Source organism: Klebsiella sp. CN_Kp097, assembly GCF_040064495.1.
In the GTDB taxonomy this organism is placed as follows: Bacteria; Pseudomonadota; Gammaproteobacteria; order Enterobacterales; family Enterobacteriaceae; genus Klebsiella; species Klebsiella aerogenes.
The window spans coordinates 126,441-142,057 of sequence record NZ_JBEAIL010000005.1 but is presented as its reverse complement, the minus strand read 5'-3'; the positions used below and the strand labels follow the sequence as shown (position 1 = coordinate 142,057).

The following is a 15,617-nucleotide window of genomic DNA, read 5'->3' as shown; positions in this document are numbered from 1 at the left end:
TGATGGCGCTCATTGGTTAGTTAAAACAAGAGCATGATGATAGCAAGATAAACAATGGAGATTAATAATATGAAATATGCAGCTTTAGTGGCAGGTGCAGCATTGTTTTTAACCGCGAACGCGTTTTCTGCAGAAATTCTGAGCAAAGAAGATTTCGCTAAGGTAGAGGGTCAATACCAAAAAATTGGCACCATCTCCTCTACCGGACAAACTGCGCCAAGCGATGCGCGCGAAGAACTGATCAAAAAAGCCGATGAAAAAGGCGCTGACGTTGTGGTGCTCTCTTCCGGTAACACCGATAAGAAACTGCACGTATCCGCGAATATCTATAAGAAGAAATAATTAGTTATTGCCGATATAGAAACATTATCATCGTATGGTGATAGTGTTTCTTACTTATTACTCTGTGAATATTTATTTTTATACTCTTTTTCCATTTACCCCTCGTTAATAGTCATATCAAATATGCGCCTTCATCAGGATGCTAATCCGTATAACGCCTAAAATTGGTAATCCACTCCGTTAACGGACTCGCAATATATCCCCCGGACTATCAGTATAAATCCGACGCTAAAAAAGATATGTCCTCTATACTTTGGGCATAAGAATATGCTCGCGTTTTACATTACCGCAGGTGGCAAATGAAAAAAATCGCATTCCTTATTTCTGGGTTGCTCTGCTCTGGCTTCAGCCATGCCAGCGCACTCTATTTTTATGAAATCGGCACCGAAGACGTCGGCCTGGCAGGCGCAGGTCAGGCCGCCCGCGCGCAGGACGCCTCCACCATCGTCACCAACCCAGCCGGCATGACCCGGCTTCCTGACCATATGTTTACCGGCGGCGCGCAGGTCATGGGCGGCGATATCCCGTATCAGATGAATAACGAACACGGCGGTAATAGCCCTGGTAACGTGATGAATCTGTTTCCTAACGCCAGCGGCTTTTACGCACAGAAAATTAACGATGATTTATATGCCGGGATTGGCTTGTACGGCAACTACGGTTTAGGCATCGATTTTGGCAACTGGGCCGGCGATCGTCTTATCAAGAAAAGCACCATGGTGGCGATGACGCTGAGCCCGTCGCTGGCGTGGAAACTTAACGATCGTCTCTCTGTCGGCGCATCCGCCAACCTGAACTATGGTTATTTATCGCTGACGCGTAACGTCGACGGTAATGACGAGAAAGATAAAGACCATGACTGGGCGATGAGCTATCGTCTGGGTCTGCTGATGCAGTTAACCGACCAGACCCGCGCCGGCATCACCTGGAACAGTAAAACCGATTATGACTTTAACGTTAAGGGCAAAGCGCGTTTTCCCAATTTACCGAACGTTGCGTATGATTTGCCTATCTCCGCCCAGGTCCGCGCGCCGCAGCAGATCATGCTCAGCATGGTCCACGATATTAATAAACAGTGGTCGGTGATGGGCGATCTCGGCTGGCAGGACTGGAGCCAGTTCGGCAGCCCGCAAATCACCGTTTCCGGTCACGAAAGTAGTAAAAATAACCGCCTGAAGGACTCCTGGCATACCGCCGTCGGCGTACAGTACCGGCCGACCGAGCAGTGGCGTCTGAACGCCGGCGTCGGTTTCGACAGCACGGTTTATGATTCACAAAGCGACACGGCGCTCTCGCTGCCAACCGGCGATGAGTGGCGCTTCGCCACCGGCGCGCAATACCAGATAACCCCGGCCAGCAATATCGGTGTCGCGGTCTCTTATCTGCACATGCAATCTTCCCACGTAAAATCACCGGAAATCGTCTCCGGCAGCTACGATCACCCTTACCTGTGGTTCGCCAGCGTCAACTATAGTTATCAATTCTGATACGCCGGCTGCCCGCGCAAGAGGCGCGGACAGCCGATGGTCGTTGTCACATCAAGGTCTTAGCTCTTTGCGTCAAGTACAATTGTCGCGCTTACGCTATGCTTTAGCAGAATCTAACAACGTAGTGAGTTCATAAGGAAATCATCATGCGCTACAACATTCTTGCACTTGTTTTGCCTTGCGCACTGGCGCTGAGCGCCTGTACCACCGTGACCCCGGCTTATAAAGACAACGGCACCCGCAGCGGTTCCTGCATCGAGGGCGGCCCGGACGAGGTAGCGCAGCAGTTCTATGATTATCAAATCCAGCATCGTAATAACGATCTCACCGCGCTGCGCCCGTATCTGAGCGACGGTTTGGCTAAACTGCTGAACGACGCTCGTCAGGACCCATCGCGTAACGCGCTGCTGCAATCAAATCCATTCTCCAGCAGTTCTACCCCGGCGGATAGCGCCGACGTCGCCAGCGCCTCAACCATCCCGAACCGCGATGCGCGCAATATTCCGCTGCGCGTTGAATTAAAACAGGGAACCCAGAGCTGGAAAGATGAAGTGCTGATGATTCAGGAAGGCCAGTGCTGGGCGGTTGACGATGTCCGCTACCTCGGCATAAACAGCCACGCTCCGGCCGGCTCGCTGCGTCAGAGTCTTGAGAAACGCTAATTTCGGCGTTAAAGCCACCCCGCTGAAACGATAACCCCGGTAAAATGTCGGTATTCCGTGCGGTAATGCCGACATTTGTTCCCCCCTACCACATGAACCCATATTTTGTGCTAACTTTAGTGATAAATGTGGTTTACATTTAACTTTTAACGCATAAATATTGCATAACTATTCTGTCAAAGGTACTATTTGCGGCCTCAATAGCTATTTGTATCAGACTGCCCAGATGAGTATTAAACTAAACGGCATTAATTGCTTCTACGGCGCGCACCAGGCGCTGTTCGACATCACGCTGGATTGCCCGCAGGGGGAAACGCTGGTGCTCCTCGGCCCAAGCGGCGCCGGTAAAAGCTCGCTGCTTCGCGTACTCAACCTGCTGGAGATGCCGCGTTCCGGTACCTTAAACATCGCCGGTAATCAATTCGACTTCACCAAAGCGCCGTCTGACAAAGCTATTCGCGAGCTGCGCCAGAATGTCGGGATGGTCTTCCAGCAGTACAACCTGTGGCCACACCTGACCGTGGTGCAAAACCTGATCGAAGCCCCGTGCCGCGTGCTGGGCTTAACCAAAGATCAGGCGCTGGCGCGCGCCGAAAAACTACTTGAGCGTTTACGCCTTAAACCTTACAGCGACCGCTATCCGCTGCATCTGTCAGGCGGTCAACAGCAGCGCGTAGCGATTGCCCGCGCGCTGATGATGGAGCCACAGGTGCTGCTGTTTGATGAACCCACCGCCGCGTTGGATCCGGAAATCACCGCCCAGATCGTCAGCATCATTCGCGAACTGGCGGAAACCGGAATCACCCAGGTTATCGTTACCCACGAAGTGGAAGTGGCGCGTAAAACCGCCAGCCGCGTGGTGTATATGGAAAACGGGCATATCGTTGAGCAAGGGGATGCTAACTGCTTCGCGCATCCGCAAACCGACGCCTTTAAAAACTATCTTTCACATTGATGTTTTCGGGGAAATAACGATGAAAAAAGTACTGATTGCCGCTCTGCTCGCGGGCATGAGCCTTTCCGCTACCGCAGCCCAGACTATCCGTTTCGCCACCGAGGCCTCCTACCCTCCGTTTGAGCTGGTAGATGCCAACAACAAAATCGTCGGCTTTGACGTCGATCTGGCTAACGCGCTGTGTAAAGAGATGGACGCGACCTGCACCTTTACTAACCAGGCTTTCGATAGCCTGATCCCAGGACTGAAATTCCGCCGCTTCGACGCCGTCATGGCCGGTATGGATATCACCCCTGAGCGTGAAAAACAGGTGCTGTTCAGCACCCCGTATTATGAAAACTCAGCGCTGTTTGTCGGCCAGCAGGGTAAGTTCACCGGCATTGACCAAATGAAAGGCAAAAAAGTTGGCGTGCAGAACGGTACTACCCATCAGAAATTCATCACTGATAAGCATCCTGAAATCACCACCGTTCCTTATGACAGCTACCAGAATGCCAAACTGGATCTGCAAAACGGCCGCATTGACGCCGTCTTCGGCGACACGGCGGTAGTGACCGAATGGCTGAAGAGCAATCCGAAGCTGGCACCGGTGGGTGATAAAGTGACGGATAAAGACTACTTCGGTACCGGCCTCGGCATTGCGGTTCGTCAGGGCAATACCGAGCTGCAGCAGAAATTTAACGCTGCGCTGGAAAAAGTGAAGAAAGATGGGACGTACCAGACCATCTATAGCAAATGGTTCCAGAAGTAACGCTGAATGAACGAATTTTTTCCATTAGCAAGCGCCGCCGGGATGACCGTCGGCCTTGCCGTTTGCGCGCTGGTCATCGGCCTGGTGCTGGCGATGCTTTTCGCCGTGCTGGAGTCGGTGAAATGGCGCCCTGTGGCATGGTTGGCGACCGGCATCGTGACGATTTTACGCGGCCTACCGGAAATCCTGGTGGTGCTGTTTATCTACTTTGGTTCCTCACAGCTGCTGCTGACGTTGTCTGACGGTTTTACTCTTAATCTTGGGTTTGTGCAGATTCCGGTACAGATGCAAATTGAGAATTTCGACGTCAGCCCGTTCCTCTGCGGCGCCATTGCGCTTTCCCTGCTGTATGCCGCCTATGCCTCGCAGACCCTGCGCGGCGCCTTGAAAGCGGTGCCGCAGGGGCAGTGGGAGTCCGGACAAGCGCTGGGTTTGTCGAAGGCGGCGATATTCTTCCGCCTGGTGATGCCGCAGATGTGGCGCCATGCCCTGCCGGGTCTTGGCAACCAATGGCTGGTGCTGCTGAAAGATACCGCGCTGGTCAGCCTTATCAGTGTCAACGATCTGATGCTGCAAACCAAAAGTATTGCTACCCGCACTCAGGAGCCGTTTAACTGGTACATCATTGCGGCAGCGATATATCTCGTCATCACCCTGTTGAGTCAATACATTCTCAAACGTATTGATCAGCGTGCGACGCGCTTCGAACGGAGACCAGGTTGATGCTCGATTACTTACCCGAACTGCTGAAAGGGCTGCATACCAGCCTGACGCTGACGGCGGCATCGATCGTCGTGGCGCTGATCCTGGCGCTGATCTTTACCATCGTGCTGACGTTAAAAACGCCGGTGGTGGTGTGGATCGTCCGCGGCTATATCACCCTGTTTACCGGGACACCGCTGCTGGTGCAGATCTTCCTGATCTACTATGGACCAGGACAGTTCCCGTCATTACAGAATTACCCGGTGCTGTGGCATCTGATCTCTGAGCCCTGGCTGTGCGCGCTGATCGCTTTGTCGTTAAACAGCGCGGCTTATACCACCCAGCTGTTCTATGGCGCCATCCGCGCCATTCCGGACGGCCAGTGGCAGTCCTGCAGCGCGCTGGGGATGAACAAGAAGGATACGCTGGCGATTCTGCTACCGTATGCTTTTAAACGCGCCCTCTCCTCGTACTCTAACGAAGTGGTGTTGGTCTTTAAAAGCACCTCGCTGGCTTACACTATCACGCTGATGGAAGTGATGGGTCATGGCCAGCTGCTGTACGGGCGCACCTATGACGTGATGGTCTTCGGCGCAGCCGGTATCATTTATCTGGTGGTGAACGGCCTGCTGACGCTGCTGATGCGTCTGGTGGAAAGAAAAGCGCTGGCCTTCGAGCGCCGTAACTAACATCACGAAATGCATAAACAGTAACATATGAAACGGGTAAGTGCTAATGCTTACCCGTTTTTTTTACAACCAACAAAATAAACATACAACTTTATTGCATATAAATTCATTTGGTGGCATTGTGAACTTCAGCCGTAAACCGGCACAACATCATAAGATTGACCGACGGGAGTCCCACTATGAAAAAGTTAGTTCTGGCCGCACTGCTTAGCTCTTTCGCCTTTGGCGCCGCTGCCGCGGAAAAAATCAGCTTTGGCGTTTCCGCGACCTATCCGCCATTTGAATCCATGGATGCGAATAACCAGATTGTCGGTTTCGATCTCGATCTGGCCAAAGCGCTGTGTAAGCAAATGCAGGCTGACTGTACTTTTACCAACCACGCTTTCGACAGCCTGATCCCGGCGCTAAAATTTAAAAAGTATGATGCGGTGATCTCCGGCATGGACATCACGCCTGAGCGTAGCAAACAGGTCGCGTTTACCGACCCGTACTACGCCAACTCGGCGCTGGTAATCGCCAAAAAAGACGCGTACCACTCTTTTGATGACCTGAAAGGTAAGCGTATCGGCATGGAAAACGGCACCACGCACCAGAAATACCTGCAGGATAAGCACCCGGAAGTCAAAACCGTCGCTTACGATAGCTACCAGAATGCCATTATCGACCTGAAAAACGGCCGTATCGACGGCGTCTTCGGCGATACCGCGGTGGTCAACGAATGGCTGAAGACCAACCCGCAGTTAGGCGCGGCGACGCCGAAAGTGACCGATCCGCAGTATTTCGGTACCGGCCTCGGCATTGCGGTGCGCCCGGATAATAAAGCGCTGCTGGAAAAACTGAACGCCGCGCTGAAAGCGATTAAAGCTGACGGAACCTACCAGAAAATTAGCAACCAGTGGTTCCCGGAGTAAGATCTACGCTTCCCGGCTTACGGCGCAGCCGCCTGAGCCGGGTCTATCGGTAACGCCCCCCCTCACAGCGGCAGGGTAAACTGGAAACAGGCCCCTGCCGGTACTTCCAGCAGGCGAATTTCCCCCCCGTGCAGTTGCAGCATCCGGCGAACAATCATCAACCCCAGCCCGCCCCGTGAGGCGCTCTGCTGCCCCGGTTCCAGTACCGATGGCCGCTCAAACAGATTGGCCCGTAACTCACCGGCGACGCCCGGGCCGCTATCGGCCACCTCGACCACCACCTGCGCCCCCTGCAGGCGCGACGACAGACGAATTTCGCCCCCGTGCGGAGTATGGCGAATGGCGTTATCCAGCAGATTGGTTAATACCCGCTCCATCATCGAGAGGTCTGCCTCAACCAAAGGCAAGCCTGACGCCAATTCCAGGCGCAGACAGATTTCGCGGGTGGCAATCGCCAGATCGAATTTTTGCGCCACGTCCTGAATCAGCTCGGCAAGGATAAACTTTTCCGGCTGCGGCTTAATACCGCCATGTTCAAGGCGTGCCAGCTCAAATAGCTGCTGAGACAGATGACGAACTTTATTTCCCTGGCGTAGCGCGATATTCAGATACTGCTTACGCTCCTGCGCCGTCAGGCGATCATCCTTTAGCGATAACGTCTCCAGATATCCCAGCAGCGAAGTGAGCGGCGTGCGCAGGTCATGCGAAATATTGGCAATAAATTCCCGGCGCTGACGATCGCTATCAGCCAGCCGATCCCATTGCCCGGCGATCTGCTGAGCCAGTTCGATAAAGCGGTTATGCAGCAGCGCCACTTCATTTCCGGGATGCGGGTCCGGCGCCTGCGCCGCCAGCGCTTTGATTGCTCGAATACTATCGCTGTCTCCGGCTGCCACCTGCGCCGTCAGCTGGCGTACCGGGCGTGTTACCCAATACCACGCCAGGCCGCCGGCCAACAGGCCAAACAGCGCCACCAGCAGCAGTGTCCATAGCAGCAGGCTCCACAGCGTCTTCTGCCAGGCGTTTTGTGCCAGTTCATTAAAAGTTTCGCCCTGCAGGATAATGTAGAGATAGCCACGTAGCTGGCCGTCAAGGCGCAGCGGCGCGGCGCTAAACACTTTTTGCTGGTCCATGCTGCGCGGATCGTCACCATAAATTGGCCACGCGCCGCCGGAGAGAAACGCCTGCACCGGCGCCATGGCAATGCGCTGGCGTTTAATGTGCCCCGGCGGCGCGGCATCCGCCAGCAGCTCGCCATCCGGCGAAACGAAGTACAGCTCGACGCTTGGGTTAAACACCATCAGACGGTCGAATAGTGGTTTCAACGCCGCGCGATCCACCTCGCCGCGCACGTTGAGCAGCGGCTCGCGGGCGGCGATCTGCTGCGCCAGACCGGCTGAAAGCCGTTGCACCATGACGTTACCGTACTGCGCGCTGCTATAGAGCTGGAGTAGACAAACGGACAGCGCACACAGCAACAGCAAGGCGATAAACACCAACGATAACCGCTGGCTGAGGCTGAGTCGGCGGATCATGACTGCGCCCCGGCGCTATAGGGCGCAAATTTATACCCCTTCCCCCAGACGGTAAGAATAATGTCCGGCTCTGCCGGGTCGCGCTCTATTTTCGTACGCAGACGATTAATATGTGTGTTGACCGTATGTTCGTAGCCTTCATGCTGATAGCCCCAGACGCTATCCAGCAGCGCCAGACGCGAAAAAACTTCACCGGGATGGCGGGCAAAGTAATAGAGCAGATCGAATTCGCGCGGCGTGAGGTCTACCAGTTCACCGTGCAGCCTGACCTCCCGGGACAGCGGGTCGATATTCAGGCCGTGGCAGGCGATACGTCCGGCATCCATCAAGAGATTTTGTCCCATCGCTTCCTGACGGCGGAAAACCGCCTTCACCCGGGCAATCAGCTCCAGCAGAGAAAAAGGTTTCGCCAGATAATCATCGGCCCCCATTTCCAGCCCCTGCACGCGCTGGGTTTCGCTGGAACGGGCGCTAATAATAATCACCGGTAGATAGCGCGTTTGCTGACGGATGCGACGGCAAATCTCCAGCCCGTCGACGTTGGGCAACATCAGGTCAAGAATCACCGCATCCCAAACGCCGTTATCCAGCTGGCGCAGCGCCTGCGCGCCGTCCGCCTCGTGCACGATTTGGTACCCTTCATCCTGCAGATTCAGGCGCAACAAAGCCGCAATATCATCATCATCTTCCACCAGCAGGATTTTTTTACTCATCAGATTCGCTCCACGAATTTCACGCTCGTTTCATAAAGCTTACCCGATTTCAGCCGCTTAAAGAGTTCACATTTTGTTTAAACTTCACGAACCAGCAGCGTCAGCACTTCATAATGCGCGGTATGTGGAAACATATCGAACAACTGCACCCGCTCAAGGCGATAGCCCTGCAGACGATCAATATCTGCGGCCATCGTCCGCGCGTTACAGCTCGAATAAATAATATACGGCGGCGCCATGCGGCTTAGATAATCGCACAGTTCGGCGCCGATGCCGCGCCGCGGCGGGTTGACCAGCACCAGCTGTGGAATATCGTCTTCATGCGTCGCGAATTGCGTGGAATCCAGCGCCTGAAAATGAAGATTGGTTAATCCCAACTGGGCCGCGGATTGCTTCGCGCAGGCGATGGCTTCCGGGGCGATTTCGATACCGGTAAGGCGCATCTGCGGGGTTGCGCAGTGCAGGCCGAAACCGCCGACGCCGCAAAACAGATCCCACATGTGGTTGACCGGCAGCGCGCGTACCCAGTCGCGGGCGGTAGCATAGAGCTGGCTCGCCACCGTCGGGTTGGTCTGGAAAAAGCTTTGCGGGCGGATCCACAGCGGTACGCCGTTAAAGTTCTCCGCCAGCGCCTGTTGATCGCTGAGGAAAATCTCCTGCTCCCCTTCCATGATAGCCATATGCACGGGCTGAATATTGGCGGTAATCACCTTAAGCTGCGGCAACTGCTGCTGTAACCACGGCAGCGCGGCGCGCAACTGTGCAAGCTTAGCCGCAGAGCGCAGAACGAAACGCAACATCATGCCGCCCTGTTGGCTTTCGGTCAGCAGTAAATACTTCAGTTCGCCGCGCTTGCGGGCAACGTTATAGGGGGTGAGTCCGGCGCGGGCGATAAACGGCTTCAGCGCGGCGAAAACCGGTTCAAAACTCGGCGGATACAGCGGGCAATCGGTGAGATCTTCCGGCGTACCATCGCGATGCAGCATGCCGAGCAGCGGGCGCTCGACGCTACCGCTTACGACCATTTTCGCTTTGTTGCGAAACGCCGTCTCCGGACCTGAAACCGGAGCAAGCCATCTCGCCGCTGGATGACCCGCCAGCAGTTCGCGCAGGTTCGCCATTTTATCGGCGAGCTGTTGCGTCAATGGCAATTCCAGCCACTGACAGGAACGGCAGCGGCCCGCGTCGTAAAGTGCGCAATGCATAAGAAGACCTTCAAGAAAACCGGGGCGGGGATTGTATCACCGTTATTGCAAGCGGAAAAATCGTCGGCACGACGCAGGGATAAACAATAGCGCCAGCACCAGCAGATCCGGCAACTTCTGCAAGAACAGCGCATGGAGAATCTCTCGTTTTGACTCCCCGGCCACGCTGAACAATTCAGGATAGCCGTAGCCAATCGAGGCCGCCCACAGATAAGAGATGACGATAATTTGCGTCAGCAGGTAGAGCCAGCGCGCCCAGTTACGGCCTTTCACCAGCGAAAAGGCGCACCAGATCTCGATAAACACCAGCGCCAGGCTCGCCAGAAACACCAGCGTCAGGGCCCAGGTTTGCACGCTACGATGGACAAAATCGGCAATCCCCTGCACGCCGAGCTGATTGAGGATCATTAACAGGTCGAGACCGCGAATTAAGATAATAGCAAAGGCCGCCACCTGTACCAGCGCAGGGACGTTAAGACGAGCATGAGACGATCGAGTTTTTGTAAACAATCCCAACGTAAAGTCATCCATGAAAACGGCGCCACGAGTGCGGCACCGATAATAGGCTCTGTTAGCGATTTTAGTGGGTTCAGCCCCTTCTTGCACGCTGGATATCGCGCACTCGCTGCTTTTCTGCGCGAGCCATTAAATACCAGGCGATAAAACCGACAATTCCCACCACGCCGAGGATTAAGGTCGCCAGGGCGTTAATTTCCGGGTTAACGCCCATCCGCACGCTGGAGAAAACCAACATCGGCAGCGTCGTCGCCCCCGGCCCGGAGACAAAGCTGGCAATCACCAGGTCATCAAGAGACAAGGTAAACGCCAGCAGCCAGCCGGAAATGACCGCGGGCATAATCATCGGCAAGGTTATCACGAAAAACACCTTCAGCGGCGCGGCGCCAAGATCCATCGCCGCCTCTTCGATTGACCTGTCCAGCTCGCGCAGACGTGAAGAGATCACCACCGCCACGTAGGCAGTACAGAAGGTGACATGCGCCAGCCATATCGTCAACATGCCGCGATCCGATGGCCAGCCGATGGAATGCCCCAGCGCGACGAACAGCAGCAGCAGCGACAGCCCGGTAATCACATCGGGCATCACCAGCGGCGCGGTGATCATAAAAGCAAAACCGTTGGAACCGCGAAAACGGCCAAAACGCACCAGCACCACCGCGGCAATCGTGCCAAGGATCGCCGCAGCCGTCGCCGCGCAGGCGGCAATGGTCAGGCTTAACCCCACCGCGCTCATCATCGCGTCATCATGAAATAGCTCGCTATACCAGCGAGTCGACCACCCCGCCCATACCGTCACCAGCTTCGAACTGTTAAATGAATAGATAACCAGCATCAGCATCGGCGCATACAGGAAGGTAAAACCGAGCACGAGGATCAGAATCCGCCATGGCGAACGTACTACCGGTAAGTCATTCATCCATGATCCCCCATCTGTTTTTGCTGATGCTTGTGGAACCACATGATCGGCACGATCAGCAACAGCAACATCACAATCGCCACCGCCGATGCTACCGGCCAGTCGCGGTTATTAAAGAACTCCTGCCACAGCACGCGGCCAATCATAATGCTGTCGGGGCCGCCGAGTAGTTCCGGGATCACGAACTCGCCCACCGCCGGAATAAACACCAGCATCGAGCCGGCGATAATGCCGCCTTTCGTTAACGGAACAATCACCTGGAAGAAGGTCTTTAACGGCCTGGCGCCGAGATCCAGCGACGCTTCCACCAGCGAATAGTCGATACGCGTCAGCGCGGTATAAATCGGCAGCACCATGAACGGCAGGTAGGCGTAAACGATACCGATGTACACCGCCAGGTTGGTATGCAAAATCTCCAGCGGTTGATCGATAACTCCGAGCCACAACAGGAAGTTATTGAGCACCCCGTTGCTTTTCAGCAGCCCCATCCAGGCGTAAACGCGGATGAGGAACGAGGTCCACGAAGGTAATATCACCAGCAGCAGCAGGATATTGCGCGTCGACGGCTTGCTATGCGCCACCGCCCACGCCAGCGGATAGCCCAATAGCAGACAGCAAAAGGTGGAAATTGCCGCCACCTGCAACGACTGCAGATAAGCCTCAAAGTACAGCGGATCGTCGGTCAGCTGCAGGAAGTTGCCGAGGTTGAGCGTCAACGTCAGTTGACCGTCGGCCCACGACAGTAACTCGGTATAGGGCGGGATCGCCCGCGCCATTTCGGCAAGACTGATTTTAAAAACGATCAGGAATGGCAGTAAAAACAGCAGGATTAACCACAGATACGGCAGCGCAATCACCAGCTTACGCCCGTGAGCCATCTGCTGGCGCGCCAGCCACAGGGCAAAACCGCCGGGCTTTTTGCCGCCGGCTGGAGGTTCTAATGTGCTCATCGTCCTCTCCTTACACCGTCAGAACAACACAGCTATCGGCATCCCAGCACAAGCGAACTTCATCACCCCAGGTCGGCATTCCTTTGCGATGGCGATGCTCATTTTGCAGCTGCGCGCTGATCATCTGCCCGCTTTTCAGACGGACATGATAGATAGACAGATCGCCGAGGTAGGCAATATGGATAACCTCGCCTACCGCAAAGTTAAAGCCGTCCGCCGGCGGTTCGTCGCAGAGCATGATTTTCTCCGGACGCAGCGCCACCCAGACCGGCACGTTATCCACCACCGAGGCATCCGGATCGACTTTCAGCGGATGCACCAGCCCCGGCGCATTCAGTACCAGGCCATCTTCCAGCCGCTCTTTAACCAGCCCTTCGAAGACGTTTACCGAGCCGATAAACTCGGCGCTATAGCGGGTCGTCGGATGTTCATAGATCTCCTCCGGCTCGCCGATCTGCACGAACTTACCGCGGTTCATGATGGCGATACGGCCTGCCATGGTCATCGCCTCTTCCTGGTCATGGGTGACCATCACGCAGGTGACGCCGACGCGCTCAAGAATATCCACCACCTCAAGCTGCATCCGGTCGCGCAGTTTTTTATCCAACGCGCCCATCGGTTCATCAAGCAGCAGCAGTTTCGGCCGCTTCGCCAGGCTTCGCGCCAGCGCCACGCGCTGACGCTGCCCGCCGGAGAGCTGGTGCGGTTTGCGTTTGGCGAACTCCTGCATATGCACCAACGCCAGCATCTCCTGGACGCGGGCGTTAATCTCCGCCTTCGGTAGCTTGTCCTGCTTAAGACCAAAGGCGATATTTTGCTCCACCGTCATGTGGGGAAATAGCGCGTAAGACTGGAACATCATATTGATCGGCCGCTGATACGGCGGCACGCGCGCCAGGTCGACGCCATCCAGCACAATCTGCCCGGCGGTGGGCAACTCAAAACCTGCCAGCATACGTAGCAGCGTCGATTTCCCGCAGCCGGACGCGCCCAGTAAGGCAAATATTTCGCCTTTATAAATAGTGAGGTTGACATCATCGACGGCGTGTTGCCCATCGAAGGATTTGGTTAAATTACGGATTTCCAGCAGCGGGGTCAGCGCTTTGGGGGCTTTCGCCTGTGGGCGGGGCATTGCGTCATTCACTCGGGTGCTCTCCGGCAAATACAATCACCGTATGGCCCGGTTGCCATACATTCTTCAGTTCTATGTCCGCCAGCGAACAGCAGGTCAGACCTTTACAGGCCCGGCGAACCGGGCCTGACGGCGTTATTTTCCGCTTTTTACTTTGGTCCACGCGCGGGTGCGCACGCGGTCAATCTTCGGATCCTGCACCTTGAGGGTGAACAGCTTGGCGAAGACATCCTCTGGCGGGTAAATCGCCGGATTGTTGCGGATGTCGGCGCTGACCAGCGGCGTCGCCTCTTTGTTACCGTTAGCGTAGTAGACGTGATCGCTGATATGCGCAATAACCTCCGGACGCAGCAGATAGTTCAGGAACTGATAGGCTTCGTCTTTATTTTTGGCATCCGCCGGCATGGCGAAGACATCAAAGAAGGCCAGCGCCCCCTCTTTCGGAATAAAGTAGGAGATATTGACGCCGTTCTTCGCCTCTTTGGCCCGATTCGCCGCCTGCCAGACATCGCCCGCCCAGCCGATAGCGACGCAAATATCACCGTTTGCCAGGTCATTGATATATTGCGAAGAGTGGAAGTAACGGATATTGGGCCGCAGCTTCAGCAGCAGATCGGTTGCCGGTCCGGTGTAATCATCGGCTTTGGTGCTGTTTGGATCTTTGCCGAGATAGTTCAGCACCGTCGAGAAAATCTCTTCCGGAGCATCAAGGAAGGAGACGCCGCAGCTTTTCAGCTTCTCAAGGTTTTCCGGTTTGAGCACCAGATCCCAGCTGTTCAACGGTACGTCTTTACCCAGCGCCGCTTTCACTTTATCGACGTTATAGCCGATGCCGGTGGTCGCCCACATGTATGGCATCGCATATTTATTATCGGGATCGTGACGCGCCACCAGTTGTAAAACTTTCGGGTCGAGGTTTTTCCAGTTCGGCAGTTTGCTTTTATCCAGCGGTTGGAATACCCCGGCCGCCAGCTGGCGTTCAAGGAAGCTTGCCGACGGCACCACCAGATCAAACCCGGTGCTGCCGGCCATTAATTTACCTTCCAGCACCTCGTTGGAATCAAATACGTCATACACCACTTTAATACCGGTCTCTTTTTCAAAATTGGCAACCGTGTCCGGCGCAATATAATCAGACCAGTTATAAACGTGCAGCGTTTTTTGTTCCGCTGCGAGCGAGCCGGCAGAAACGGCCATCAGCGCACCCGTAATCACACCTGTTAACCATTTTATACCCAAGGCGGTCATATCTCTGTTTCCTTCTCAAGGCCCGTTAATTCACGGACGCAATAGACGAACCTGAACGCATGCAAGAATCATGCATATTTTTCATTGCCTGAGATAAGGAGAGGAAACCTCTCCCTGATTGGCTGCCCGCAAAAGGACGCCTCGCCAGAATAACTGTAGCCAGAATAAGAGGATATAGCCCAGGCAAAAAAACGCCCTGGATCATATTTCCAGCCAATAAAGGTCTACGAGATAAAAGCGAAGCGCTAAAACAGCAGTGAATAATTCTTTAAAGACGGGTTTGAGACAGAATAAATAAGCAACCGCCATCGCAGCGGCTGCTTTTATTAATTAGTGCAGAAAATGGTATTGCACTTCTTCGGCTGCGGCCTCTTCTTCCTGCTCTTCCGCTTTATACAGCAGTTGATTGGCACCGGCTTCCAGAATGACCATCGAGACCTGCTCTTCGCTCTGGCGGAAGAACCAGGCAAACTGTTCGAGAGTGACGCCCGCGCCAACGGGCAACGCCTGGCAGACCACCAGCTTCGGCAGGTTATCATCCTGAATATCAAGGAACGCTTTTACGGTCAGCGAACTGGCGTTAATCGCCGACAGATCCGCCGACAGCGGCAGCAGCGCAGAGGGCTTCACTTCCGCCAGCGCCGAAAACAACACCACGTTGTCCAGCAGGTCGATTTTGGCATCGAAAATACCGTCGAAATTCTGCATATGCGGCAGGTGCAACGCCTGGCAGGAGTCGCACTCAAAAAAACTGATGCCTAACTCGTCGAGCCAATGACGTAACGTATCAAGACCCGGAACGACCAGTGAATCCATAGTGCCTGTGACCTCTTGCTGGATAAAAAACGACGCATAGCTTACGCAAAAAATGCGTCGCATTCCATGAAAGGATAACGAAGT

At 54.8% G+C, this 15,617-nt stretch carries 17 protein-coding genes; 8 read left to right on the top strand and 9 right to left on the bottom strand.

What is annotated here, in order from left to right; all coding sequences use genetic code 11:
• Nucleotides 1-69 precede the first annotated feature (69 nt).
• From yahO to artJ, 8 genes are all read left to right on the top strand, one after another.
• A complete protein-coding gene (yahO, locus tag ABLV07_RS07430) occupies nt 70-342 on the top strand; it encodes a DUF1471 family periplasmic protein YahO (RefSeq protein ID WP_020079275.1) in 273 nt (90 codons plus the stop codon).
• Nucleotides 343-641: 299 nt separating this feature from the next.
• Nucleotides 642-1,829 carry an outer membrane protein transport protein gene (locus tag ABLV07_RS07425; RefSeq protein ID WP_032707672.1) on the top strand — a complete coding sequence of 396 codons (1,188 nt, stop codon included), beginning with the start codon at nt 642-644 and terminating at the stop codon, nt 1,827-1,829.
• Between the two features lie 146 nt (nt 1,830-1,975).
• On the top strand, nt 1,976-2,491 hold the full coding sequence (locus ABLV07_RS07420; RefSeq protein WP_032714152.1) for a lipoprotein: 516 nt from the start codon (nt 1,976-1,978) through the stop codon (nt 2,489-2,491).
• A gap of 226 nt (nt 2,492-2,717) precedes the next feature.
• A complete protein-coding gene (artP, locus tag ABLV07_RS07415; RefSeq protein ID WP_015367515.1) occupies nt 2,718-3,446 on the top strand; it encodes an arginine ABC transporter ATP-binding protein ArtP in 729 nt (242 codons plus the stop codon).
• A gap of 19 nt (nt 3,447-3,465) precedes the next feature.
• Nucleotides 3,466-4,197: an arginine ABC transporter substrate-binding protein ArtI gene (gene artI, locus ABLV07_RS07410; protein WP_126027594.1), complete on the top strand. Its 732-nt coding sequence runs from the start codon at nt 3,466-3,468 to the stop codon at nt 4,195-4,197.
• A 6-nt stretch (nt 4,198-4,203) separates the two neighbouring features.
• Nucleotides 4,204-4,920: an arginine ABC transporter permease ArtQ gene (artQ, locus tag ABLV07_RS07405; protein ID WP_015367517.1), complete on the top strand. Its 717-nt coding sequence runs from the start codon at nt 4,204-4,206 to the stop codon at nt 4,918-4,920.
• Nucleotides 4,920-5,588, top strand: coding sequence for an arginine ABC transporter permease ArtM (artM, locus tag ABLV07_RS07400; RefSeq protein ID WP_015367518.1), 669 nt, complete (start codon nt 4,920-4,922; stop codon nt 5,586-5,588). The genes artQ and artM overlap by 1 nt, the downstream gene beginning before the upstream one ends.
• Before the next feature lie 179 nt (nt 5,589-5,767).
• Nucleotides 5,768-6,499 carry an arginine ABC transporter substrate-binding protein ArtJ gene (gene artJ / locus ABLV07_RS07395; RefSeq protein WP_015367519.1) on the top strand — a complete coding sequence of 244 codons (732 nt, stop codon included), beginning with the start codon at nt 5,768-5,770 and terminating at the stop codon, nt 6,497-6,499.
• Nucleotides 6,500-6,561: 62 nt separating this feature from the next.
• On the opposite strand, the gene ABLV07_RS07390 is transcribed toward artJ, so the two are convergent.
• The 9 genes from ABLV07_RS07390 to ABLV07_RS07350 all read right to left on the bottom strand — a co-directional run bounded on the left by ABLV07_RS07390 (nt 6,562) and on the right by ABLV07_RS07350 (nt 15,533).
• Nucleotides 6,562-8,034, bottom strand: a complete 1,473-nt coding sequence (locus ABLV07_RS07390) for a sensor histidine kinase (protein WP_116289411.1) — start codon at nt 8,032-8,034, stop codon at nt 6,562-6,564.
• A complete protein-coding gene (locus ABLV07_RS07385; protein WP_045359971.1) occupies nt 8,031-8,747 on the bottom strand; it encodes a response regulator transcription factor in 717 nt (238 codons plus the stop codon). Before ABLV07_RS07385 ends, ABLV07_RS07390 begins: the two co-directional genes overlap by 4 nt.
• A 77-nt stretch (nt 8,748-8,824) precedes the next feature.
• Nucleotides 8,825-9,952, bottom strand: coding sequence for a 23S rRNA (uracil(747)-C(5))-methyltransferase RlmC (rlmC, locus tag ABLV07_RS07380; protein ID WP_047076932.1), 1,128 nt, complete (start codon nt 9,950-9,952; stop codon nt 8,825-8,827).
• Nucleotides 9,953-9,994: 42 nt separating this feature from the next.
• Nucleotides 9,995-10,483: a YbjO family protein gene (locus ABLV07_RS07375; RefSeq protein WP_015704855.1), complete on the bottom strand. Its 489-nt coding sequence runs from the start codon at nt 10,481-10,483 to the stop codon at nt 9,995-9,997.
• A 58-nt stretch (nt 10,484-10,541) separates the two neighbouring features.
• Nucleotides 10,542-11,387 carry a putrescine ABC transporter permease PotI gene (gene potI / locus ABLV07_RS07370; RefSeq protein ID WP_015367524.1) on the bottom strand — a complete coding sequence of 282 codons (846 nt, stop codon included), beginning with the start codon at nt 11,385-11,387 and terminating at the stop codon, nt 10,542-10,544.
• The gene (potH, locus tag ABLV07_RS07365; protein ID WP_015367525.1) at nt 11,384-12,337 is read right to left on the bottom strand and encodes a putrescine ABC transporter permease PotH; all 954 of its coding nucleotides are present in this window, start codon (nt 12,335-12,337) and stop codon (nt 11,384-11,386) included. Before potH ends, potI begins: the two co-directional genes overlap by 4 nt.
• 10 nt (nt 12,338-12,347) lie before the next feature.
• A complete protein-coding gene (potG, locus tag ABLV07_RS07360) occupies nt 12,348-13,481 on the bottom strand; it encodes a putrescine ABC transporter ATP-binding subunit PotG (protein WP_015367526.1) in 1,134 nt (377 codons plus the stop codon).
• Between the two features lie 123 nt (nt 13,482-13,604).
• Entirely contained in the window at nt 13,605-14,717 is a 1,113-nt protein-coding gene (potF, locus tag ABLV07_RS07355) for a spermidine/putrescine ABC transporter substrate-binding protein PotF (protein ID WP_348853466.1), read from the bottom strand.
• 330 nt (nt 14,718-15,047) lie between these two features.
• Nucleotides 15,048-15,533, bottom strand: a complete 486-nt coding sequence (locus ABLV07_RS07350; protein ID WP_015367528.1) for a YbjN domain-containing protein — start codon at nt 15,531-15,533, stop codon at nt 15,048-15,050.
• Nucleotides 15,534-15,617: the final 84 nt, after the last annotated feature.

Coding starts and splice junctions, on each gene's coding strand:
- yahO (WP_020079275.1), top strand. CDS start 70: ATGAAATATGCAGCTTTAGTGGCAGGTGCAGCATTGTTTTTAACCGCG.
- ABLV07_RS07425 (WP_032707672.1), top strand. CDS start 642: ATGAAAAAAATCGCATTCCTTATTTCTGGGTTGCTCTGCTCTGGCTTC.
- ABLV07_RS07420 (WP_032714152.1), top strand. CDS start 1,976: ATGCGCTACAACATTCTTGCACTTGTTTTGCCTTGCGCACTGGCGCTG.
- artP (WP_015367515.1), top strand. CDS start 2,718: ATGAGTATTAAACTAAACGGCATTAATTGCTTCTACGGCGCGCACCAG.
- artI (WP_126027594.1), top strand. CDS start 3,466: ATGAAAAAAGTACTGATTGCCGCTCTGCTCGCGGGCATGAGCCTTTCC.
- artQ (WP_015367517.1), top strand. CDS start 4,204: ATGAACGAATTTTTTCCATTAGCAAGCGCCGCCGGGATGACCGTCGGC.
- artM (WP_015367518.1), top strand. CDS start 4,920: ATGCTCGATTACTTACCCGAACTGCTGAAAGGGCTGCATACCAGCCTG.
- artJ (WP_015367519.1), top strand. CDS start 5,768: ATGAAAAAGTTAGTTCTGGCCGCACTGCTTAGCTCTTTCGCCTTTGGC.
- ABLV07_RS07390 (WP_116289411.1), bottom strand. CDS start 8,034: ATGATCCGCCGACTCAGCCTCAGCCAGCGGTTATCGTTGGTGTTTATC.
- ABLV07_RS07385 (WP_045359971.1), bottom strand. CDS start 8,747: ATGAGTAAAAAAATCCTGCTGGTGGAAGATGATGATGATATTGCGGCT.
- rlmC (WP_047076932.1), bottom strand. CDS start 9,952: ATGCATTGCGCACTTTACGACGCGGGCCGCTGCCGTTCCTGTCAGTGG.
- ABLV07_RS07375 (WP_015704855.1), bottom strand. CDS start 10,483: ATGGATGACTTTACGTTGGGATTGTTTACAAAAACTCGATCGTCTCAT.
- potI (WP_015367524.1), bottom strand. CDS start 11,387: ATGAATGACTTACCGGTAGTACGTTCGCCATGGCGGATTCTGATCCTC.
- potH (WP_015367525.1), bottom strand. CDS start 12,337: ATGAGCACATTAGAACCTCCAGCCGGCGGCAAAAAGCCCGGCGGTTTT.
- potF (WP_348853466.1), bottom strand. CDS start 14,717: ATGACCGCCTTGGGTATAAAATGGTTAACAGGTGTGATTACGGGTGCG.
- ABLV07_RS07350 (WP_015367528.1), bottom strand. CDS start 15,533: ATGGATTCACTGGTCGTTCCGGGTCTTGATACGTTACGTCATTGGCTC.